The sequence below is a fragment of the Pacificibacter sp. AS14 genome (assembly GCF_038899935.1).
GTDB lineage: Bacteria > Pseudomonadota > Alphaproteobacteria > Rhodobacterales > Rhodobacteraceae > Celeribacter.
In genome coordinates this window covers 428,550-450,013 of record NZ_JBBMQI010000001.1, presented here as the reverse complement: position 1 = coordinate 450,013, position 21,464 = coordinate 428,550, and the positions used below count along the sequence as shown (strand labels likewise).

Annotated in this window: 21 protein-coding genes and 1 other RNA gene; 12 read left to right on the top strand and 10 right to left on the bottom strand. The window is 52.5% G+C overall.

What is annotated here, in order from left to right:
- Positions 1-86: 86 nt before the first annotated feature.
- The 3 genes from cysS to WNY38_RS02205 are packed head-to-tail and all read left to right on the top strand — an operon-like array spanning position 87 to position 4,071.
- On the top strand, positions 87-1,652 hold the full coding sequence (gene cysS, locus WNY38_RS02215) for a cysteine--tRNA ligase (RefSeq protein ID WP_342855674.1): 1,566 nt from the start codon (positions 87-89) through the stop codon (positions 1,650-1,652).
- Positions 1,652-3,283 (top strand): citramalate synthase, encoded by a 1,632-nt coding sequence (gene cimA / locus WNY38_RS02210; RefSeq protein ID WP_342855673.1) that lies wholly within the window; start codon positions 1,652-1,654, stop codon positions 3,281-3,283. The genes cysS and cimA overlap by 1 nt, the downstream gene beginning before the upstream one ends.
- Complete coding sequence (locus WNY38_RS02205; RefSeq protein WP_342855672.1) at positions 3,283-4,071, top strand: squalene/phytoene synthase family protein; 789 nt, start codon at positions 3,283-3,285, stop codon at positions 4,069-4,071. Before cimA ends, WNY38_RS02205 begins: the two co-directional genes overlap by 1 nt.
- On the opposite strand, the gene WNY38_RS02200 is transcribed toward WNY38_RS02205, so the two are convergent.
- From WNY38_RS02200 to ssrA, 6 genes are all read right to left on the bottom strand, one after another.
- Positions 4,044-4,277, bottom strand: coding sequence for a ribbon-helix-helix domain-containing protein (locus tag WNY38_RS02200; protein WP_342855814.1), 234 nt, complete (start codon positions 4,275-4,277; stop codon positions 4,044-4,046). The two genes, WNY38_RS02205 and WNY38_RS02200, sit on opposite strands and share 28 nt — an antisense overlap.
- 8 nt (positions 4,278-4,285) lie before the next feature.
- The gene (locus WNY38_RS02195; RefSeq protein WP_342855671.1) at positions 4,286-4,468 is read right to left on the bottom strand and encodes a DUF4169 family protein; all 183 of its coding nucleotides are present in this window, start codon (positions 4,466-4,468) and stop codon (positions 4,286-4,288) included.
- 112 nt (positions 4,469-4,580) lie between these two features.
- Positions 4,581-5,975, bottom strand: coding sequence for a class II fumarate hydratase (gene fumC, locus WNY38_RS02190; RefSeq protein ID WP_342855670.1), 1,395 nt, complete (start codon positions 5,973-5,975; stop codon positions 4,581-4,583).
- Between the two features lie 241 nt (positions 5,976-6,216).
- Positions 6,217-6,732: a ClpXP protease specificity-enhancing factor SspB gene (locus WNY38_RS02185; protein ID WP_342855669.1), complete on the bottom strand. Its 516-nt coding sequence runs from the start codon at positions 6,730-6,732 to the stop codon at positions 6,217-6,219.
- A 158-nt stretch (positions 6,733-6,890) separates the two neighbouring features.
- Positions 6,891-7,316: a nuclear transport factor 2 family protein gene (locus WNY38_RS02180; protein ID WP_342855668.1), complete on the bottom strand. Its 426-nt coding sequence runs from the start codon at positions 7,314-7,316 to the stop codon at positions 6,891-6,893.
- A gap of 133 nt (positions 7,317-7,449) precedes the next feature.
- Positions 7,450-7,825, bottom strand: a transfer-messenger RNA (tmRNA) gene (ssrA, locus tag WNY38_RS02175).
- A 138-nt stretch (positions 7,826-7,963) separates the two neighbouring features.
- On the opposite strand from ssrA, the gene WNY38_RS02170 reads away from it, so the two are divergent.
- Entirely contained in the window at positions 7,964-8,947 is a 984-nt protein-coding gene (locus WNY38_RS02170) for an MDR family oxidoreductase (protein ID WP_342855667.1), read from the top strand.
- Positions 8,948-8,994: 47 nt separating this feature from the next.
- Here WNY38_RS02170 and WNY38_RS02165 read toward each other — a convergent pair whose 3' ends face one another.
- The 3 genes from WNY38_RS02165 to ccmI are packed head-to-tail and all read right to left on the bottom strand — an operon-like array spanning position 8,995 to position 11,003.
- Entirely contained in the window at positions 8,995-9,243 is a 249-nt protein-coding gene (locus tag WNY38_RS02165) for a DUF1289 domain-containing protein (protein WP_342855666.1), read from the bottom strand.
- Between the two features lie 39 nt (positions 9,244-9,282).
- Positions 9,283-9,768: a Holliday junction resolvase RuvX gene (ruvX, locus tag WNY38_RS02160; RefSeq protein ID WP_342855665.1), complete on the bottom strand. Its 486-nt coding sequence runs from the start codon at positions 9,766-9,768 to the stop codon at positions 9,283-9,285.
- On the bottom strand, positions 9,765-11,003 hold the full coding sequence (gene ccmI / locus WNY38_RS02155; protein WP_342855664.1) for a c-type cytochrome biogenesis protein CcmI: 1,239 nt from the start codon (positions 11,001-11,003) through the stop codon (positions 9,765-9,767). Before ccmI ends, ruvX begins: the two co-directional genes overlap by 4 nt.
- A gap of 250 nt (positions 11,004-11,253) precedes the next feature.
- Here ccmI and WNY38_RS02150 point away from each other — a divergent pair, with 250 nt between their 5' ends.
- Both WNY38_RS02150 and rarD read left to right on the top strand, forming a co-directional pair.
- Positions 11,254-11,856 carry a superoxide dismutase gene (locus WNY38_RS02150; protein WP_342855663.1) on the top strand — a complete coding sequence of 201 codons (603 nt, stop codon included), beginning with the start codon at positions 11,254-11,256 and terminating at the stop codon, positions 11,854-11,856.
- Between the two features lie 143 nt (positions 11,857-11,999).
- A complete protein-coding gene (gene rarD, locus WNY38_RS02145; protein WP_342855662.1) occupies positions 12,000-12,959 on the top strand; it encodes an EamA family transporter RarD in 960 nt (319 codons plus the stop codon).
- Here the strand turns inward: rarD and WNY38_RS02140 are convergent.
- On the bottom strand, positions 12,899-13,456 hold the full coding sequence (locus WNY38_RS02140) for a TIGR00730 family Rossman fold protein (RefSeq protein ID WP_342855661.1): 558 nt from the start codon (positions 13,454-13,456) through the stop codon (positions 12,899-12,901). The two genes, rarD and WNY38_RS02140, sit on opposite strands and share 61 nt — an antisense overlap.
- A 119-nt stretch (positions 13,457-13,575) precedes the next feature.
- Here WNY38_RS02140 and WNY38_RS02135 point away from each other — a divergent pair, with 119 nt between their 5' ends.
- The 6 genes from WNY38_RS02135 to WNY38_RS02110 all read left to right on the top strand — a co-directional run bounded on the left by WNY38_RS02135 (position 13,576) and on the right by WNY38_RS02110 (position 21,460).
- Positions 13,576-15,321 (top strand): LysM peptidoglycan-binding domain-containing protein, encoded by a 1,746-nt coding sequence (locus WNY38_RS02135; protein WP_342855660.1) that lies wholly within the window; start codon positions 13,576-13,578, stop codon positions 15,319-15,321.
- A 165-nt stretch (positions 15,322-15,486) separates the two neighbouring features.
- The gene (locus WNY38_RS02130; RefSeq protein ID WP_342855659.1) at positions 15,487-17,310 is read left to right on the top strand and encodes an ABC transporter ATP-binding protein/permease; all 1,824 of its coding nucleotides are present in this window, start codon (positions 15,487-15,489) and stop codon (positions 17,308-17,310) included.
- Between the two features lie 95 nt (positions 17,311-17,405).
- Positions 17,406-18,815 (top strand): deoxyribodipyrimidine photo-lyase, encoded by a 1,410-nt coding sequence (locus WNY38_RS02125; protein WP_342855658.1) that lies wholly within the window; start codon positions 17,406-17,408, stop codon positions 18,813-18,815.
- Between the two features lie 99 nt (positions 18,816-18,914).
- Positions 18,915-20,162, top strand: coding sequence for a cyclopropane-fatty-acyl-phospholipid synthase family protein (locus WNY38_RS02120; protein ID WP_342855657.1), 1,248 nt, complete (start codon positions 18,915-18,917; stop codon positions 20,160-20,162).
- Between the two features lie 3 nt (positions 20,163-20,165).
- Positions 20,166-20,606: a TrgA family protein gene (locus WNY38_RS02115; protein ID WP_342855656.1), complete on the top strand. Its 441-nt coding sequence runs from the start codon at positions 20,166-20,168 to the stop codon at positions 20,604-20,606.
- A complete protein-coding gene (locus WNY38_RS02110) occupies positions 20,597-21,460 on the top strand; it encodes an NUDIX domain-containing protein (protein ID WP_342855655.1) in 864 nt (287 codons plus the stop codon). The genes WNY38_RS02115 and WNY38_RS02110 overlap by 10 nt, the downstream gene beginning before the upstream one ends.
- The last annotated feature ends 4 nt before the right edge of the window (positions 21,461-21,464 follow it).

Sequence of the window (21,464 nt, the reverse complement as noted above, 5' to 3'; positions counted from 1 at the left end):
GACATTGTCGCGCGGGTTTCTGGTCTCTTTTCTCTATTGAATGAAGCTGATATGCCCGCGGGGACACCCGAAGGAAAGCTATCGCTATGACACAGACCCCCATCCGTCTGACCAATACCAAAACGCGCAAAAAAGAGGTTTTTGAACCGATTGATGCGCAAAACGTGCGGATGTATGTCTGTGGGCCGACGGTTTATGACCGCGCCCATATTGGCAATGCGCGCCCTGTGATCGTGTTCGATGTGCTCAATCGTTTGCTGCGCCATGTTTATGGGGCTGATCACGTCACCTATGTGCGCAATTTTACTGACGTGGATGATAAAATCAACACCAAGGCCGCTCAAACAGGGCGCTCCATTCGCGACATCACCGATGAGACCACCAAGTGGTATCTTGAGGATATGCAAGCCGTTGGCGCGATGGATCCCGATCACATGCCGCGCGCGACCGAATACATCGCGCAGATGGTCACGATGATCGAAGATTTGATCGCCAAAGGCCACGCCTACGCGGACGGCGCGGGGCATGTGTTGTTTTCCGTGAATAGCTATCCCCATTATGGCGACCTGTCTGGTCGCAACACAGACGACATGATCGCTGGCGCGCGGGTTGAAATTGCCGACAACAAACGCGATCCGATGGATTTCGTGCTGTGGAAACCATCCGATGCGGACACGCCAGGTTGGGACAGCCCGTGGGGCAAAGGTCGCCCCGGTTGGCATATTGAATGTTCTGCCATGGCAGAGGATATTTTGTGGAAAAAACCACTTGAAGCAGGTGAGTTGAGTGAAAATGCACTCGCGCATCCACATACATTCGACATTCACGGGGGGGGCAATGATTTGATGTTCCCGCACCACGAGAATGAGATCGCCCAAAGCTGCTGCGCCTCGGGCCACGCCCATGATGGGGACGGCTTCGCCAACTACTGGCTGCACAACGAGATGTTGCAGGTCGAGGGCAAGAAAATGTCCAAGTCCTTGGGCAATTTCTTCACCGTACGTGATTTGCTAGATCAAGGCGTTCCCGGCGAAGTGATCCGGTTTGTGTTTCTAAGCACACATTACCGCAAGCCGATGGATTGGACGCAAGACAAGGCAGATCAAGCTATGGCGACATTGGAAAAATGGCGTGCAGTATGTGCGGGAATTGAGGCTGGTGAAGTAGACCAAAAGTTTTTGGATTTACTTTCAGATGACCTGAATACAGCTGGAGCTCTCGCCGTTCTTTATCGCCTATTTGATGAAAAAAAATACGATGTACTTTTGGCATGTTGCTCGATGCTAGGTTTACTTCAGGATCATTTAGGAGAATGGGCCAAAACCTCGATTATTAAAAAAGAATCCTATTTCGCACTTCACCAAGTCTTGCGTATCAGAAAGAAAGCCAGAGAAGACAAAGATTGGGCGAAAGCAGACTTGATCCGCGATCTTTTTGCAGAGTTAGGTATCACACTAAAAGATATGCCAAATGGAAACGTTGCTCCTTCAACAAGTTTTGACATGATAGATAAGTACATTAGCACGCTCTCAGCTGAAGAGAGAAAAAAACAGCTGGGCGACGGTGTTGATGATAATGGAACTATGAAAGCTGATGCGGTTCATGATCTTTATATGAAGTATGCTGCCCAAAATGTTTTGGAGGCTCTCTGATGACCAAAGACCGCCTCTACCTCTTCGACACCACTTTGCGTGATGGCCAGCAGACCCAAGGCGTACAGTTTTCAACACTTGAGAAATACATGATCACCGACGCACTTGATGCGCTTGGGGTGGATTATATCGAGGGTGGTTGGCCCGGTGCCAACCCGACGGATTCCGCGTTTTTTGAGGAAGCACCCAAGACCAAAGCGACGTTTTTGGCCTTTGGCATGACCAAACGGGCAGGGCGCTCGGCTGAGAATGACGAGGTGCTGGCAGGAGTGATGAACGCGGGCACGAAAGCCGTGTGTTTGGTGGGCAAAACCCATGATTTCCACGTCACAACTGCCCTTGGTATCACCTTGGACGAAAATCTTGAGAATATCTCCGCCTCGTTCAAACATCTGGTGAAAAACGGTCGCGAGGCCTTGTTTGACGCCGAGCATTTCTTTGACGGCTACAAAGCCAATCCTGAATACGCGCTGGCCTGTTTGAAAGCGGCCTATGACGCGGGCGCGCGCTGGATTGTGCTCTGCGACACCAACGGCGGCACTTTGCCTGCGGATGTCTATAAAGTCACGCTGGATGTGATCGCCAGCGGCATTCCGGGCGATCATTTGGGCATTCACACCCATGACGACACCGGCAATGCCATCGCCAATTCCTTGGCGGCGGTCAATGCGGGCGCGCGTCAAATCCAAGGCACGCTCAACGGTTTGGGCGAACGCTGCGGCAATGCCAATTTGGTCTCGCTGATCCCCACTTTGTTGTTGAAAGAGCCCTATAAATCGACGCTGGAAACCGGTGTGACGATGGACGCGTTGGAAGGTCTCGTGCAGGTCTCGCGCATGTTGGATGACATTCTCAACCGTGTGCCACAACGCGCGGCACCCTATGTTGGTGCCTCCGCCTTTGCCCATAAAGCGGGCTTGCATGCTTCGGCGATTTTGAAAGACCCGACCACATATGAACATGTGCCGCCAGAGCTGGTGGGCAATGCGCGGATTGTGCCGATGTCAAACCAAGCGGGGCAATCGAACCTGCGTAAACGTCTGAGCGATATGGGGTTGAACCTGCCCAAAAATGATCCTGCGATGGGGCGCATTTTGGACCGCATCAAAGACTTAGAGGGTGTTGGATATTCATTCGACACCGCGCAGGCCTCGTTTGAATTGCTCGCGCGCCAAGAAATTGGCCTGTTGCCTGTGTTCTTCTCTGTCGAGCGCTACCGCGCCACAGTCGAGCGGCGCTTGGATGCGCGCGGCGAAATGAACCACCTGTCCGAGGTCACCGTGGTGGTCAATATAGGCGGCGAACGGTTGTTGTCGGTCTCTGAGGGCATAGTTGACGATGGCTCTGATGGTGGGCCAGTGAACGCCTTATCAAAGGCATTGGTCAAAGACCTTGGGCCGTATCAAAGCCTGATAGAAGACATGGAACTTGTTGATTATAAAGTCAGAATAACCCAAGGCGGCACCGAGGCGCGTACCCGCGTGATCATTGATCACGAGGACAGCACCGGACGCCGTTGGTCTACTGTTGGCGTGTCATCCAACATAATAGATGCGTCTTTTGAGGCGCTTTTGGATGCGATCAATTGGAAACTTGTTCGCGATGGCGCCCAAACCCTAGGTGCGGAATAATGGTCGCGCAAGACATTCAAGCCTGTGCTGTATTGGTGAAAACCGCCGATCAAGAACGCTTTCGCGCCACGATGGCAGCACCTGTGCCTGCGCGTGATGTGTTGTTTCCGATCCATGCCTTTTGTTTGGAGGTGGCCAAAGCGCCGTGGTTGACCAAAGAAAGCATGATTGCAGAAATGCGTCTGCAGTTTTGGCGCGACGTGTTGCAAGAGATAATCGACGGCAAAGACCCGCGTGCCCATGAGGTCGCGCGACCGCTTGCAGGCGTGTTGGATGCAGAGGCGGCGGAGGCCTTAGACGCCACAGTCACCGCGCGCCAATGGGATATCTACAACGACCCGCATGAGGATATAACGGCGTTTAAGATCTATTTGACCAACAGCTATGCTTTGCCCTTGGTGCAGGCATCGCGGTTACTGGGTGCCTCAAGTGAGGCCTGTAAGGTATTGGAAAGTATAGGGTATGCTGGTGCGTTGGTGCGCTATTTCGCGGCTGTTCCCAAGCTGCAAGAGGTCGGTCGTGTGCCGCTTGTAGATGGCAGACTGAGCGCCGTTGCTGATCTTGCCAGTGACGCTTTAGAGGCTGTGCGCGGATCAGGGACTGTCTTGGCAGGATTGAGTAAAACCGCGCGGGCGCCATTGAATGATGCGATGACCCATCTGCCGCTGTTGAAGGTCGCGGTCAAAGATCCAAGTGCGGTGATTGATGGTCGACTAAGCATGACGCCGCTGCGCCAATCGCTGCGTTTGGCCTTTGTATCTCAGGTGCCGTCTTGGGCTTTCGTCTGATAGTAGTCCAACACATAGACGCGAATGGCGGACGCGAGCCCGCTGTCTACACCACGCATATTGTCAATTTCGGCAGCTAAGACATTGATTGGTTTGCTCGTTTCGCGCGCTATATCACGGAATGCTGTCCAGAACGGGTCTTCGAGCGATACAGATGTGCGGTGACCATGTAGGGTCAGTGAGCGTTTAACTGGGCGTCCGATCAATGGTGCCGTCATTCGCTTTGGTCCTTTTTATGGCCATCAAGCAGGGCCTTCGCCTTGGCTTTTTGCGCCTCTTCTAAGTCCTTTTGCGCCTTAGTGCGCCCGAATTTCATCGAATTCTGGTCAGCCTGTGCACGCTTGTCGGCGCGGGCTTTTTGTTTGCGAAATTTATTGAGATTGATCGGTGTGCTCATGGGGTGTGATTGTACCATCGATCACTGGCGACGCCAAGATTTTATAGAAAAGCGCAAGCAAAAGGGCGACCCGAAAGCCGCCCTGAATTGAGTTGATTAAAGACGTTTAGGCTTAGTCTTTTGGGCCAATCATTTGCTCTGGGCGCACAACGGCATCAAAGGTTTCGGCGTCCACAAAGCCCAAAGCAATCGCTTCTTCTTTGAGGGTGGTGCCGTTTTTATGCGCCGTTTTGGCAACTTTTGTCGCATTGTCATAGCCAATGGTTGGCGCAAGCGCCGTCACAAGCATCAAGCTTTCTTTCATCAACTTGTCGATGCGGTCGATGTTGGCCTCGGTGCCCACAACCATATTGTCGGTGAAGGCAGAGGCACTGTCGCCCAAAAGTTGCATAGATTGCAAGACGTTGTAGGACATCATTGGGTTGTAAACGTTCAATTCGAAGTGGCCTTGCGAACCGGCCATGCCAACAGCCGCGTCATTGCCCATAACGTGGCAGCACACCATGGTGAGCGCTTCGGCTTGGGTTGGGTTCACTTTGCCCGGCATGATGGACGAGCCTGGCTCGTTTTCTGGCAAGATCAATTCACCTAAACCAGAGCGTGGGCCAGAGCCCAAAAGACGCATGTCGTTGGCGATTTTGAACAGGCTTGCGGCCACAGTTTTCAAGGCACCAGAGAACATGACCATCGCGTCATGCGCGGCCAAGGATTCAAATTTGTTTGGCGCCGTGACAAAAGGCAGATCAGTGATGTCAGCCATGTGTTTGGCGACCGCTTCGGACCAGCCCTTTTTGGTGTTCAGGCCTGTACCAACTGCAGTGCCGCCTTGAGCCAGCTCATAGATGTCTGGCAAGCAAGAGTTGACGCGTTCGATGCCTTTGCGCACTTGATGCGCATAGCCGCCGAATTCTTGGCCCAAAGTCAAAGGAGTCGCGTCTTGCGTGTGCGTGCGGCCGATTTTGATGATGTCTTTGAACTGCTCGGATTTGGCTTCCAAAGCTGCGGCCAATTTGTCGAGACCAGGCAGTAACACGTCACGCGCTTGCATGCCGATGGCAACGTGCATCGCTGTTGGGAAAGTGTCGTTAGAAGACTGACCCATGTTGCAGTGATCGTTGGGGTGAACTGGTTTTTTAGAGGCCAATTCACCGCCCAACATTTCAATTGCGCGGTTCGAAATCACTTCGTTGGCGTTCATGTTTGACTGTGTGCCAGAGCCAGTTTGCCAGACTACGAGCGGGAAGTTGTCGTCGAACTTGCCGTCGATCACTTCGGTGGCAGCGGCAATGATCGCGTCGGCGAGATTTTTGTCAAGGTTGCCTTGGGCGAAGTTTTCCATCGCGCAGGCTTTTTTCACCACGCCAAGGGCGCGAATGATTGGCACAGGCTGTTTTTCCCAACCGATGGGGAAGTTCATAATGGAGCGCTGCGTTTGGGCACCCCAATACTTGTCTGCAGGGACCTCTAGTGGGCCGAAGCTGTCTGTTTCTGTACGGGTGGTGGTCATCGGGGCTCTCTCCCTTGATGCGAAGCCATAATTTGGATTGGATATACGCCTTTGTAGTGAATCATGCAATGTATACGGCTGCATACAGATACCTATTAGCGCTAAATTTTCCAAATTTATAGAATAAGAGACAAAGCTGTGTCGTAGCTGTGCTTTCAGAGCACCTTGGAGATCATATCCAAGGTGATGTTTGAAAAAATGGCAAAAGGTATTTAGCTTTTAGGCGTGCACCACGCGAGGCCTATTTGCGGAATTGGTCCAAGGACACAATTTCAGCTTCTTTGGGTTTAGCCTCACCAGAGGATTTTTCGTCAGATGCGCTTGTTGGTGCAGCAGTGAATTCTGACACATCAGAGCTCGACATCTCGATATCGTCATCTTCTTCAATATCGTCATCATCGGAGTCTTGGGTCTCGAAGCGCAGCCCAAATTCCACCGAAGGATCCACAAATGTGCGGATCGAGTCGTATGGAATAAACAAAGGTTCAGGACTATCGCCAAAATTCAATGTGATTGAGAAACTGTCTTCATTGACTTCCAAATTATCGAACCAATGTTGGATCACCACGGTCATCTCTTCGGGGTAGCGATCTGACAGCCAGTCGGCCAATTCGACATCAGGATGCATCGTGTCGAAGGTGATGAAAAAATGGTGATCACCGGGCAGTCCATCTTTGCGCACGTTTTCGAGAACTTGACGGATCAAGCCACGCATCGCGCTGTGCATTAGATTTCCGTAGTCAATGGATTTTGCCATCTCACGTATCCTTCCAAGATGTAGTGGACTTAGCATAAGGGATTCTAAGCCAAAGGAAAGAGGGGCTGTGCCCAATCGCGTCAGCATTTTCGGTCAAAGATGCGGCATAGGTTTGTGGCGGGGCTGTTGGCCTGGTCCTAAGGTTATAGTTTGTGACGTCAGGATAGATGTTCCCCCGACAAGCACAGCGCAATAGTGTCTTTAGGTAGAAAACCGAGTTGTTCGAAAAAGCCCAAGAAATCGAAATGATTGTAGGCTTCGGTGATTTTGTTGTCTTTGGTTCTAATCATAACCTGACCGGAGCAAACCACAGGCGACAAGTCTTTGGCGTTTTGGGCACTTATTTCGAGATAGGCCCAGGCTTTGTCACCTTCTTCCATGCTATGCGTGATGTTGATTTTGACATTTCGGATCAGACGCAAGACAGCCGGCACGATGGTTTGGAAGTCTTCGAGTTCGGCAGCTAAATCCGTCATCAAACCATTGGCCATCGCATCAACGTCAAAATATTCTGCCACGGCGGTTAGGTCGTTTTGTTCCCAAACACGTTGATACCAAGCTTGTAGAATTTCAATGCCAGTCATGATGTCACTCCGATTGTTCACTTTTTATCATACCATCGGAACAATAAACGAAAACTTACGATGGGTTGAGCAAAGCAAAATAAAATCAAAGCGCAGGCTGTGATTGTTCAGAGCGAAAAGTTGGGAGGGTGTAAGTGCAGGTTTCTGTTGCCAGGTACCTGCGAACCCCGCCAAACGCTGCTAAGCGTAAGGACTTAGATTTTCAATGTTCGCACAGCTTACGCTGCGAGAGCCATTGGAGCTTTGTTGTCATTTGCAACTACTCATTGTGTACCGATAACGGTGGTAACTCACCGAAACAAAGCTAACCCCTTTAGACGTCCGTCGATCCTATTTCGTCCCCATGTGCCCTAGATCATACCCCAAATGAGAGTTGATACAGGAGTGATTGGTGGAGACGCAGGGTACCGCCCCCTGGTCCGATCCGTGTATTACGAGCGCGTTTATGTCCATAGTCGAGCAAGCCCGACGCAATAGATATAGGGGGTCTGGGCGCGGGCTGCAAGGGGTGGCGAGGCCATATCGATAGCTGCATTGGCTTGGCCGCGACGTTACAAAAAACGCGCTTGCGCTCTATATTCAATTGCCAGACACTTCTGGACAACGGAAAAAACGATGCGAATTTTATTGGAATTTGGGAGGATGACATGCGGGCATTGGTGATGGAGCAGGGGGCTGATGGTCTCGCTGAAGCGCAAATCAAAGACATCGACGACTCTCAATTGCCTGCGGGCGATGTGACCGTGCAGGTCGAATATTCAACGCTCAATTACAAAGATGGGTTGTGCCTGTCGCCCAAAGGCGGCGGTCTTGTACGCAATTATCCGCATGTGCCGGGTATCGATTTTGCAGGCACGGTCGAGGCCTCTGACGATGCGCGTTATGCGCCCGGCGATAAGGTGGTCTTGACGGGCTGGCGTGTAGGCGAGGTGCATTGGGGGGGATATGCCGAGAAAGCACAAGTGAAGGCCGACTGGCTGGTGCCTTTGCCCGATGGTTTGACAACGCGCCAAGCGATGGCGGTTGGCACGGCGGGTTTCACGGCAATGCTGGCAGTTTTGGCGCTGGAAGATCACGGTTTAACGCCTGACAGCGGCCCTGTGTTGGTCACAGGCGCTGCCGGTGGTGTGGGCTCTGTCGCCACTGCGATCTTGGCCAATCTTGGTTATGAAGTTGCAGGTGTGACAGGGCGTCCTGAGCAGGCGGAGTATCTGACATCTTTGGGCGCGTCGCAAATCGTTGCGCGTTCTGAAATCAATGAGGTTGTGAAACGTCCGCTTGAGGCGGAAACTTGGGCAGGATGCATCGATGCGGTTGGCGGCGAAATGCTGGCGCGGGTTCTTGGTCAGTTGAAATATGGCGGCTCTGTTGCGGCCATTGGCCTTGCGGGTGGCGCAAACCTGCCGGCCAGCGTGATCCCGTTTTTGCTGCGCGGTGTGAACCTTTTGGGCATCGACAGCGTGATGCAGCCATTTGAAAATCGGGCGCGGGCCTGGGCGCGGATTGCTTCGGATTTGCCAATGGATAAGCTTGAAGACATGATCTTGCCCGCAACGCTTGAGGACTTGCCGCAGCTTGGGGCGGATATTCTTAAGGGCCAAGTCAAAGGCCGCGTGGTGGTCGAACTTTAAAAAGTCGCTTTTTGCAGCGCTAAACTGGCGCGCAAGTTGGGCTCGCCTCAGTCGAAACTGCGTTTGAGCCGTGCCGAGCGCCCGCCGCGACGTGTGGTGGGGGCCGCAGTTCGATTGGGCAGGTCTGCCATAATGGCAGCACGCTCGGCGGGTGTCATAGTTGACCATCCGCCGATTTCGTCAATCGAGCGCGCGCAGCCCAAGCACATCCGTGTTTCGGGATGAATTTGGCAGACTTTGGTGCAGGGACTTTCAATCTCTGCACGGGTCCAAATGTTGTCGGTGTTCTCTGTCATCTGTTTTCTGTCATGTGCCCAGTATTATTGTATCTAGTATCATGCTTGTGTTTTCAAATGGCCCAAACGGTCCAGCGCGCCTTGCAAAATTAGCCCTGCGGCGACTTGATCGATCTTCTCCGCCCGTTTGGCGCGTGACATATCGGCCTCAAGCATCACGCGCTCAGCGGCCACAGTGGACAGGCGTTCATCCCAATAGGTGATTGGCTGTTCGATCAATTGGCTTAAGTTGCGGGCAAAAGCGCGGGTCTTTTGACAACGCGGACCTTCTGAGCCGTCCATATTACGCGGCAAGCCCAAAACAACGCCGCCGATTTCACGCTCATCGAAAACCTTGATCAGCTCTTCTGCGTCCAAAGTGAATTTTTTGCGCCGCACAGTCATGGCCGATGAGGAAATTGTACGAAAGCGATCAGAAACCGCCACGCCAATGGTTTTGTCGCCAAAATCAAGTCCTGCGATGGACTTCATCATGGGAAGCGTTGCTGCGAACTCAGCAATGTCTTCGAAAATTTGGGCGCTCATTGGGCAATTCCTGCGGATTGGGCTGCGGCGCGAACCGTGGCCAGGGCTGTGGGGTCAGGTCCAAAGATAACCTGCGCCTCGCTCCATATAGCACGTGCGCGGCTGGTGTCACCCAAAACGCCCAAAGACGAAATCAGGCGTGCCCATTCGTCTGGCGTGCCGCCATCATTGGCCAAACGCGCAGACAGCTGATCGACCATAGATTGAATGAACGCCGTGCGGTCGCCTGCGTCCATATCGGCTGCGGCTTCAACGTCGTCGGCTGTTGGGCCTTTGAGTGGGGATGCCGTCGAAGCCAAAGGCGGCAAGGTGTAGCGTTCACCTGCGGCAAAGGCCACGGCTTCGATCTGCCCGCGAATAGGCGCCACCCAAAGATCGTCTGGCGCGCTGTTGCTGAGCAGGCGCGACCAAAGTTGAAAGGTCATATCAGGGCGCCCCGTTTGGGCAAACATCAGACCTGCGTAATAATTGGCGGTGCCGTTGCCCGCATCACGCGCCAAAGATTGCGTGATCGCGGCCTCAGCTTCGGGCGAGACATAGCCCCCGACAGCTAAAATCATCATGTCAGCCAAAGCGGCGTAATCCTCGGCGGTGGCGGCATCACCTTTGAGAGCAATCACACGGGCTTGTGCTGTATAAGCATCGCGATATTCGCCAACTACAGAGGCATTGCGGGCCAATAACGTGTGGCCTTGCAAATCATCAGGACGTGTGGCGAGGGCTGCACGCAATTGATCCAGCAGTTGCAGGTGCTCTGGGCTTGGCGTCTCAAGCGGCGGCGAGGCGGGCGCATTTTCTTCTGCTACGGCTTGCGTGGGGCGTGTCTCGCGGATTTCTTGCGCCATCGCCAAACGGGTTTTTAATGGCAAATCTTGATAGGTCGGCGCGCCCTCGACCGTATACAGCCAAATGCCACCACCCAAAACCAGTGCGCCGACCAGCAAAGCGGCCCAAAGAGGCAGGGCGGCGTCTTTGGTGGTGTGTTGATCTTTTTTGCTGTCAGCCTCAAGCATGCGGCGCGAAATTTCCAAACGGGCGCGTTTTGCTGCATCTTCCGTTAGCATACCCCGCCCCAGATCTCGATCCACTTCGACCAATTGGTCTTTGTAAACACGCAATTCGATGGCTGTATTGCCAAAGTCATCTGCGGTCGAGCCACGCGCGCGCAGCAACACCAGCACCAAAGGTGCTGTTGCAAGAAGGGCTATGATCGTGGCGATGATCCAAAAGGTCATAAGGTGTATCCGCGCTAGGTCAGTATTGGATCACAGATGTAGACCGCGCGAGGCGCTTGGGAAAGGCCCTATCAAGTAGATGTGACGCTATGGCGTGCCCATGGTCGGTTTGTCATGGTGTTTCGTGCTAAACTTTAACCCTACTTGAGCTAAATTCGCACAACTTGGCCTGTCTGCCCTTGACCCCGCGCGCGCATCGCATCACCTATAGGCCAATCAAACGCACCATATAAATAGAGGAGCCTTCATCATGGCCTTTTCACTTCCAGATCTTCCGTACGCTCACGACGCTCTTGCTGATCTTGGCATGTCTGCTGAGACACTCGAATTTCACCACGACTTGCACCACAACGCTTACGTGACCAATGGCAACGCTGCTATTGCTGGCACGGAGTGGGATGGCAAATCCTTGGAAGAGATCATCGTTGGCACATATGACAAATCGTCTGTTGCGCAAAACGGCATCTTCAACAACATTTCACAGCTTTGGAACCACAACCAATTCTGGGAAATGATGGGTCCAGATGGCAATGCGATGCCAACTGAGCTTGAAAAAGCGCTTGTTGACTCTTTCGGGTCTGTTGAAGAGTTCAAAAAGCAGTTCTGTGCAGCTGGCGCTGGTCAGTTCGGTTCTGGTTGGGCTTGGCTTGTCAAAGACACAGACGGTTCTTTGAAAGTCACTAAGACTGAAAACGGCGTGAACCCTTTGTGCTTTGGTCAAACAACATTGCTCGGCTGTGATGTTTGGGAGCACTCCTACTACATCGATTTCCGCAACAAACGCCCTGTATACCTCACAAACTTCCTTGAGAAACTTGTGAACTGGGAAAACGTAGCGTCTCGTTTGGGCTAAGCTCAGACACCATATGAATACAGAAAAGGGCGCCTTTTGGCGTCCTTTTTTGTACCCGATCGTCTAAACTGCGCGGTGCAAATGATGTTTGGTGTGTCATTTTGACCTTGCGTGAACACGCTATTTAAAGCCAATTGTCACAAATGACTGATCGCAAAACCGGATTGCTAGCCTTGTTCGCTGCCTACACCTTGTGGGGCATCTCAGCGCTGTATTACCGCGAGGTGAATCATGTCCCTGGGCTTGAAGTTTTGGCGCATCGGACCTTTTGGTCTTTTGTCCTGTTCGGGGCTGTGGTCGTTTTGCAAGGGCGCACGCGAGAGTTGTTGTTTTTGCTGCATCCCAAAAGTGGCACCCAAGGGTTTTACCGCATCGCGCCCGCTGCATTTTTCGTGTCGATCAACTGGTTTTTGTTCATCTATTCCATTCAATCCGACCAAACGCTTGAGGCCTCATTGGCCTATTATATATTTCCCTTGATGGCGGCTGGCGTCGGCGTTGTTGCCTTTGGTGAGCGTTTGCAGGGGCTGCAATATGTCTCGATGCTGTTGGGATTGGCTGCTGTGGTCGTGTTAACGATTGGCCTTGGGGCCGCGCCTTGGCTCGCGCTGACCATGTCGGGTAGTTTTGTCATCTATGGCTCGATCAAAAAGGGGTTGGCGGTTGGCGCCGTGATTTCTATGGCTGCCGAAGCTGCACTTTTGGCGCCGTTTGCCTTGATCTATTTGGTCGGGGCAGAAATTTGGGGGTGGGGCGGTACAGAGATGCAAGCCGCAGGGGCGTTTGGCACGACGGCTCACGACACAGTCTTATTGATTCTCGCGGGCGTGGTCACAGGCGTGCCGTTGATCTGGTTCTCAATGGCCTCGCGCCGTGTGCCGATGATCGTGCTTGGGCTTGGCAATTACCACAATTCGACCTTGCAGATGATCATCGCCGTTTGGGTGTTTGGCCAAGTGATAACCCCGTCGCATATGATCGCTTTGCCGATGATTTGGATCGGACTAGCGCTGTTCACATGGACCGCTTGGCGCAAAGATCGTCAAGCCCGCTCAGACAAAAGATCTGCTGTCAGCTCTTCAACAGAAGAGACTGTTTTATAAAAACTTTTGTTGATCTCAGAGGCAAAGCCTTCTGCAATCACGTGGTCGATCAAAGCCTCTAGCGGGGCCCAATAGTCATTCACAGATAGCAGATAGATCGGCTTCTCGTGCAGGCCGATTTGTTTCCATGTGAGCACTTCGAAAAACTCGTCCAAAGACCCAGCACCACCAGGTAAAACCACGATGGCGTCACAGTTCATGAACATGACTTTCTTGCGCTCATGCATGTTTTCAGTGACGACAAATGTTGACAGATCCGTCTTGCCCACTTCTGGCTTGAGCAGATGCACAGGGATCACTCCAAAAGTTGTCCCGCCAGCATGTTGCGTTGCACGCGCAACGGTGCCCATGAGCCCAACATCACCGGCACCATAAACCAAACGCCAGTTTTGATCCGCAATCGCTTGCCCAAGATCAGTGGCCGCTTGAGCATAGATAGGATTGCCGCCAGAGCGCGCACCGCAAAAAACACAGACGGAAAGGGAAAAATCGGCCATTTATTGATCCTTTGGCAATGCTAGAGGCAAGGAAGTCTTTGACCCTTGTTAGGCGCATTGGTACCGTGGCTCAACCCCTCTCAAAAGATGAGGGGACTTAGGGAAACGGGAACAACGATATGCCTTTCAAACAGGCCTTTGGTGCGGCGGCTTCGCCTGTCGCGGCGGTGTCTGCTGTCGCAATTGCAGCCGCCATTGGATATTTCATTTACACAGGCGCACCGCGCGACACTGAAGAGGCGCCGCCAGTCGCCGCAGAGGCCCCCGCCGATGTGCAACCCACGGGTCCAGCTATAAACGCTTTGGATTCTGCCAATGCGGTGTCTTCGGCACCAAGTGAACCCGTTGTTGACGTGCCCAAAACCGTTGTGCCCCCTGTCGTGTTGCCGTCCGCAACCACACTCACCAAAAAGCCCGCCGCTTCAGTCGCGCCCCTCAAAAAAGAAACTGTTTCAGCGCAGGACGTCGCGCCGGATACAACTATTGAGGCTGCAATGGAATCTGTTGCGGCTAAACCCGCTGTTGTCGCTGAAATACCAGCAATACCTCATGATGCCGAATCAAACGCGCCAACGATCCAAACCTTAGAGGCCACGACAACAGAAACGCCTGACACCCGCGCCCCAATCGCAGTTGTCCCTGCGCTCTCTGCGCCGACTGTTGATGTTGTACGCATTCCGCCGGAAGGTATATCCACCGTGGCAGGGCGCGCAGATGCTGGCTCAGATATTTTGATTTTTGTTGATGGGATCGAAATGGCCCGCGCCAAAGCCGGAGCGAGTGGCGAATACGTCGCATTGTTCGATATTCCGTCAGTTGAGCGCCCGCGCGAGATGCAGGTTGCAGCTCAAAAGGGCAAGATTCGTGTATTCGCCAGCAGCTCGATCATCATTGCGCCATTTATGTCTGTTCCCGATCGAAAACCTGTTGAGGCACCCAAAGAGCCAGCTGTGGTCGCCATGGATACATTCACATCAGATATCGCCAAGGACTTGTCCGTGGATTTAGACGGCGAGGATTTAGACGGCGAGAATGTGAGAGTTACGCAAGAAGATCGCGTCGCAGATACCACTAAATTGGCGCAGTCCGATGTTATCAATGACGAGGCCAGAGTGGTCGCGGATGTGACGGGTGTTGAAATGGCAAAAACCGACGTACAGGACGTACAGGCGGTGTCTGAACCTGTCGAAGTGACCATTCCAAATGAAACACCCGTCGTTGCGCCAACCGTCATGGTGGCAGATGATACAGGGGTTAAAATCTTGCAATCTGCGGCCCCGATCACGGGCGTTAGCATTGATGCCATCACCTATGATCCAGATGGTGCTGTATTTGCTTCAGGACGCGGAATGATTGGTACAACGGTACGTTTGTATCTGAGCAACGCGCCATTGACGGAGACCTCTGTCGGCGTTGACGGCCAGTGGCGTGCAAAGATGGATGTCGATGCAGGGATTTATTCTTTGCGTGCAGACATGCTAGACGCGACCGGCAAAGTGCTCAGCCGTGTTGAAATCCCATTCAAACGCGAAGACGTTGCTGTGCTAGAGCGCTTGGCGCAGGGGGCGGCGCACTCCGCGACTGTTGAGCTTAGTCAAAAGTCAGATGCTCAAAACAAAAGTGTAGAAACCGAAGGTCAAGGTGACGTCGCTCAAACTTTGACTGCTGAGACCGCACCACAAGGCGCACCGCAACCACGGATCAACTCGGTGACTGTGCAGCCCGGCAATACGCTTTGGGGCATCGCTTCTAAAACTTATGGCGATGGATTTTTGTTCGCACGGGTGTTCAGAGCCAATGTAGCTCAAATTCGCGATCCTGATCTGATTTATCCTGGGCAGGTTTTTGTTTTGCCTGACAAGTAACGGCTGCGTCTTTCGCACATCGGGTTTGCATTACATAAGGGGGCAGGCGTGTCGTTTGCCCCTTTTTAAATCACATTGAGTGGCTATATATCTCATCTTGCTTGGTTTTAGGCCACTGTTTGGGCCTATCACCGCACGCTCCACCTCCTTTTTAAAGGCTGCTTTATGTCTCCGCGTCCGTCTATCACCAGTTCCAAAGGTCCAGAAAACGGATGGTCCGTGGTTAAAAATGTGGCGCCATACTTATGGCCCAAGGGAAACAAGCCTGCGCGCGTGCGCGTTGTCTTAGCCTTGATCGTCATGATTTCGGCAAAAGTGATCTCTGTCACTGCGCCGTATCTGTATAAACTCGCGGTGGATGTTCTCAGCGGCGATATCGCGCAAAAACCTGAAATGATGTTGGTGTTCGGTGCTGTTGGATTGACGGTGGCCTACGGTCTTGCGCGGTTGATGACCAACGGATTTCAGCAATTGCGCGATGCGATCTTTGCCCCAGTGGGTCAAGCTGCGCTGCGCCAATTGGCCTTGCAAACGTTTCAGCACATCCACGCGCTGTCGCTGCGCTATCATTTGACCCGCAAAACGGGCGGCTTAAGCCGGATCATTGAGCGCGGCGTGAAAGGCGTGGCCTTTTTGCTGAACATCATGCTGTTCGGTGTGTTCCCGTTGATCCTTGAGCTGAGCATGGTGTTGATCATCTTATGGCTGACGTTCGGGTTTTCATATCTGTCTGTCGTCGCCGCGACGATTGCGGCCTATGTGATGTACACGATCAAGGTCACCGAATGGCGGGTGAAAATTCGCAAAGAAATGAATGATCAAGATAACGACGCCAATCAAAAAGCCGTCGACAGCTTGTTGAACTATGAGACCGTGAAATATTTCAACGCCGACGCGCGCGAAATCGCCCGTTATGACACCGCTATGGCAGCTTACGAGAAAGCGGCGGTTAAAACCGAATATTCTTTGGCGTTCTTAAATTTTGGCCAGTCGGTGTTTATCACTTCGGGCTTAATTTCAGTGATGGTTATGGCTGCTATCGGCGTTCAAAATAGCTCAATGACAGTCGGCGATTTTGTGATGGTTAACGCCTATATGATCCAAATTACCATGCCGCTGAATTTTCTCGGGTCCATGTACCGCAACATCCGCCAATCTTTGGTGGATATGGAAGAAATGTTCGGCCTTTTGGGGCAACCCGCAGAAGTGGTCGATGCGCCAGATGCCAAACCTTTACAGGTCACGGGCGGCGCTCTTGAATTTAAGAATGTTGATTTCGCCTATGACGTTGAGCGCCCGATTTTGCGCGGGCTCAATCTATCTGTACCTGCGGGTAAAAAAGTCGCTGTCGTGGGCCCGTCGGGGGCGGGCAAATCCACCATCGGGCGGATGCTGTTTCGCTTTTATGATATCGCAGGCGGCAGTCTGATGATTGATGGCCAAGACGTGCGTGAGGTGACGCAAAAAACTCTGCATGCCGCTATCGGTGTGGTGCCGCAAGACACCGTTTTGTTCAACGACACCGTGCGCTACAATATCGCTTATGGCAAAGACAATGCGACTTTTGATGAAATCGTTGCCGCAGCCCAAAAAGCGCAGATTCATGACTTTATTTTGAGCCTGCCCAATGGATACGAGACCCAAGTGGGCGAACGCGGGCTCAAGCTTTCTGGTGGTGAAAAACAACGTGTGGGCATCGCGCGCACTTTGTTGAAAGACCCGCCTATTTTGCTTTTGGACGAGGCCACATCGGCGCTTGATACTCAGACAGAGCGCGAAATTTTGGGCGCTTTGAAAGCCGCTGGCGAGGGCCGCACCGTGATCACTATCGCGCACCGCCTGTCCACCGTGGCTGATGCTGACGAGATTGTGGTGCTGGAAAAAGGTCAGGTGACGGAACGCGGCACCCATGAAGATCTTCTTGCGCGTCACGGAAAATATAGTGCAATGTGGGCAGCTCAGGCCGAAGATCGCGAAGAGGTCGCTTAGAATTTTCAACCTTAATAGATTGATTTTCTTGCTAGAGTGATCCAATCGTCTAGCGCTTGCGTAACCTATTAAATAACAGGTTACGACTGGGGCGAATGATGACGGCACTGTGGTGGATTAGGCGTGATATGCGTCTGGCGGACAACCCTGCACTCTGTGCTGCGGTGCGCGCGGGCGACTTGATTCCAGTGTTCATTCGTGACGCTATCGTTGAAGGTTTGGGTGCTGCTCCCAAATGGCGTATGGGGCTGGGGCTGGCACATCTGCGCGATCAGATGAAAGCGCTCGGCGGTGATATCGTGTTGCGCAGCGGTGATCCGCGCAAAATTCTGGTGCAACTTGCCCAAGAGACAGGCGCCACATCCGTCTACTGGTCGCGCCTGTATGATGCAGACAGTGTCGCGCGTGACACAGATGTGAAATCAAATCTGCAAGCAATTAATATCGACGCGCAGTCGTTCGCAGGTCACTTGTTGTTTGAGCCTTGGTCGGTCGAAACCAAACAGGGTGGGTTTTACAAGGTCTACACGCCCTTTTGGAATACGGTCAAACAGCGCGTTATTGATGGAACTCTGTCTATTCCTGAACTGAAATTTGCGCCCATGCCGCCAAGTGAATCGCTTGAAGACTGGCATCTTGGGGCAGCGATGAAACGTGGCGCTGATGTGGTGATTCAACACGCGCATGTGGGCGAGGACGCTGCCCAACAGCGTTTGGTGCAGTTCATCGAAGATAATATAGGCCATTACAAAGCCCGTCGAGATTTCCCGGCAGAGCCTGTGTGCTCTGGTCTGTCTGAAAACCTTACTTACGGCGAAATTTCCCCACGCCAAATTTGGCACGCGGGCCAGCGGGCGTTTGAAGAAGGGGCCGCCGGCGCAGAGCATTTTTTAAAGGAACTGGTCTGGCGCGAGTTCGCTTACCATTTGTTGTTTCACCGACCTGATTTACCCAATGAAAACTTTCGCCCGCACTGGGGAGCGTTTCCGTGGAATACTGATGCGACGAGGCATGAGGTCGCGCGTTGGCAGCGCGGGCAAACAGGGATCAAATTTGTCGATGCCGCTATGCGGGAAATGTACGTAACAGGCACTATGCACAACCGCGCGCGGATGATTGTGGCGTCCTACTTGACCAAACACCTGATGACAGATTGGCGTATCGGGCGCGCTTGGTTCGAGGACTGCTTGATCGACTGGGATCCTGCTGCGAATGCTATGGGGTGGCAATGGGTGGCCGGATGCGGCCCCGATGCTGCGCCCTATTTTCGAATTTTCAACCCAGATGGGCAGATTGAAAAGTTCGACAAACAGGGTGTGTATTTGGACAGGTGGCTTGCTGAGGGCCGTTTGGACCCTAGCGACACAGCGCTGAGTTTCTATGACGCCGTGCCAAAATCATGGTCTTTGAGGGTGCGCGATCCTGACCCAAAACCCATAGCACCTTTGAGTGACGGACGATTGCGCGCGCTTGATGCTTACAGCGCTTTACCAAAATCCGCTTAAAATGTGATCTGTCGTGCGACGATCTGCGCGAAATATGTTAAATTTGACAGGACAACCATCGCTCAACAGATGGGACCGAAAACCGATAAGGGGGCTAACATGCTCGATTATGCTGCGACACCGTTCGACGAGACCGAAGTTTTGACCAGTACAAAAGGTCAAAGCAATTTGCCTCGCTATTTCGCGCAGGCCTTTGCGATGATCAGTAGGTTAGAGCGGGGACAGCTTGATTTTGTGCTGACAGACGGGCGTGTGTTTCGCGCCAAAGGCCTTGCAGATGGTCCTCAGGCGGTTGTTATCTTGAAAAACGATGATGTTTTTGCGCGTTTGATCCGCGAAGGCGATCTTGGTTTTTGCGAAGATTACGTGCAAGGCGGCTGGGATACGCCTGATTTGCAAGCTTTTATGGATTTGGTCCACGCCGATAATGATGAAATGTATGACAGCTTTCCGGGTATGGGATTGGTGCGCGCCTATGAACGTCTGCGCCATTGGATGAATTCAAATTCCAAACGCCAAGCGCGCAAAAATATCTCGCACCATTATGATCTGGGTAATACATTTTACGGGCTGTGGTTGGACGACACCATGACCTATTCATCTGCCTTGTTTGAAACCAATTCAGAAACTCTATCTGAGGCGCAAACCGCAAAATACCGCTCTATGGTGGATGAAATGGGCGTGAAGGCAGGGGATCATGTGCTGGAAATAGGCTGCGGTTGGGGTGGCTTTGCGGAATATGCCGCCAAGCATCGTGGGCTTAAAGTTACAGGGCTAACCATTTCGCAAGAACAGTTTAACTTTGCGACAGATCGTATTGAAAAAGCGGGACTATCTGATTTGGTGACGCTCAAATTACAAGACTACCGCGACGAGACGGGACAGTATGATGGGATCGCGTCGATCGAGATGTTCGAAGCTGTTGGCGAAAAATATTGGCCCGTCTATTTTGAAACCGTGAAGCGCTGTTTGAAGCCGACAGCGCGCGCAACGTTGCAAATTATTACAGTGCAAGACCGCCGATTTGAGATTTACCGCAAGTCCGTCGACTTCATTCAAAAACACATCTTCCCGGGTGGCATGTTGCCAAGCCCAACAGTCTTGCGCGCGCAAATCGCGTCCTCTGGTTTGATCTTTGAGCAGTCCAAAGAGTTTGGCAAAAGCTACAGCCAAACACTGCGGATTTGGTATGACGCTTTCAACGCTAAATGGGGGCAAATAGAACCGCTAGGATTTGACACAGAGTTCCGTAAAATGTGGAATTTTTATCTGACCTCTTGCGCTGCGACGTTTCACAGTGGAAATTGCGACGTAACACAGATCACAATGTCCAAACCGGATCGATAACCTATGCCCACAGCGCCCAAACTCGCAGCTTTCTTTTGGTACGCCCTTGTTGGGTGGTTTTCGGCGCAGCTTGTCATTCCATATCTTCCTGAAGGATCTCAGGTCGGCAGCTTGCTGATGATCAGTGCTGGGTTCGGCGCGTTTGTTGGCTGGACCTTCGCCGGTGGACGCGCTGGCGACTCGATGCGCGCGGCATACGGGTATGGGCTCACTGCGATATTTTTGCTTGTTTTATACTGCGTGTTTTACTTCTCTTTTGAAGAAATGCTCCGTCGCGCTATGCGCAAACGTTACGATGGTCCGATGCAGGCTCTTACAAGCTGTGTTGTGTTGATGGGCGATAACTTTTTACTGTTGTTCAAGTGGGATATTCTAATCGTGCTTATATTTGGTGGACTTTTCGGAGGCTGGATTGTTGAGAAAGTTGGACGAAAATGGTCGTAAAATCAGCGTTTGAGGCTCTCAAAGGGCGCTTTTCGGACGACGAACTCGCATATCTTGTTGAGACACTGGATGGCACAGAGACAGCCTTGACCAGTACACTGATTGCCTCTGCTGCGCATGAAGTTCTCGCGTATATGCCGTTCGAGCCAGCCAAAGAAGTCGCTTTGCGGCGTGAAATGATTTTGGTGCGTGCGCACAGTCGGCTCAAGGCCAGAATGGGACGCCCTTTGGGGCAAGGAACATCTCTACAGCGACGTGGTCGCAGCATTGATGCGGTTAATGTCTACGCTAAAGCCTATCCCTATTCTGATTTTTTCGCTGTCGAGGACCTCAACTTAAGTCACACGCGATTTGATGGCAGCACGTCTGCCACAATGGATCGTGCGGCATTTGTGTCTGCCGATGCCGTGACTGTTTTGCCCTATGATCCTATTCGCCAGCGCGTGCTTTTGATCGAACAATTTCGGATAGCGCCGTTTGTGCGCGGCGATAAGCAGCCGTGGTTGCTTGAGCCCATCGCGGGTCGCGTCGATGCCGGTGAGACAGAGGCCACAACGGCGCGGCGTGAAGCTTTGGAAGAAGCGGGGATCGCCTTGCGCGAATTGCATCTGGTCAGTGGCTATTACCCGTCGCCTGGCGCGCTGACAGAATATGTCACGTCTTATGTGGGGATCGCGGATTTACCAGACGATGTGGTCGGTGTCGGTGGATTGGCCTCTGAGCAAGAAGACATATCCAGCATGATCTTGAGCTTTGATGACTTGATGTCTTTGGCCGATCAAGGCGCGTTGGATACTGGGCCTTTGCTGCTGACCGCGCTTTGGTTGGCTCGCCACAAGGACAAGCTCAGCTAAGCTT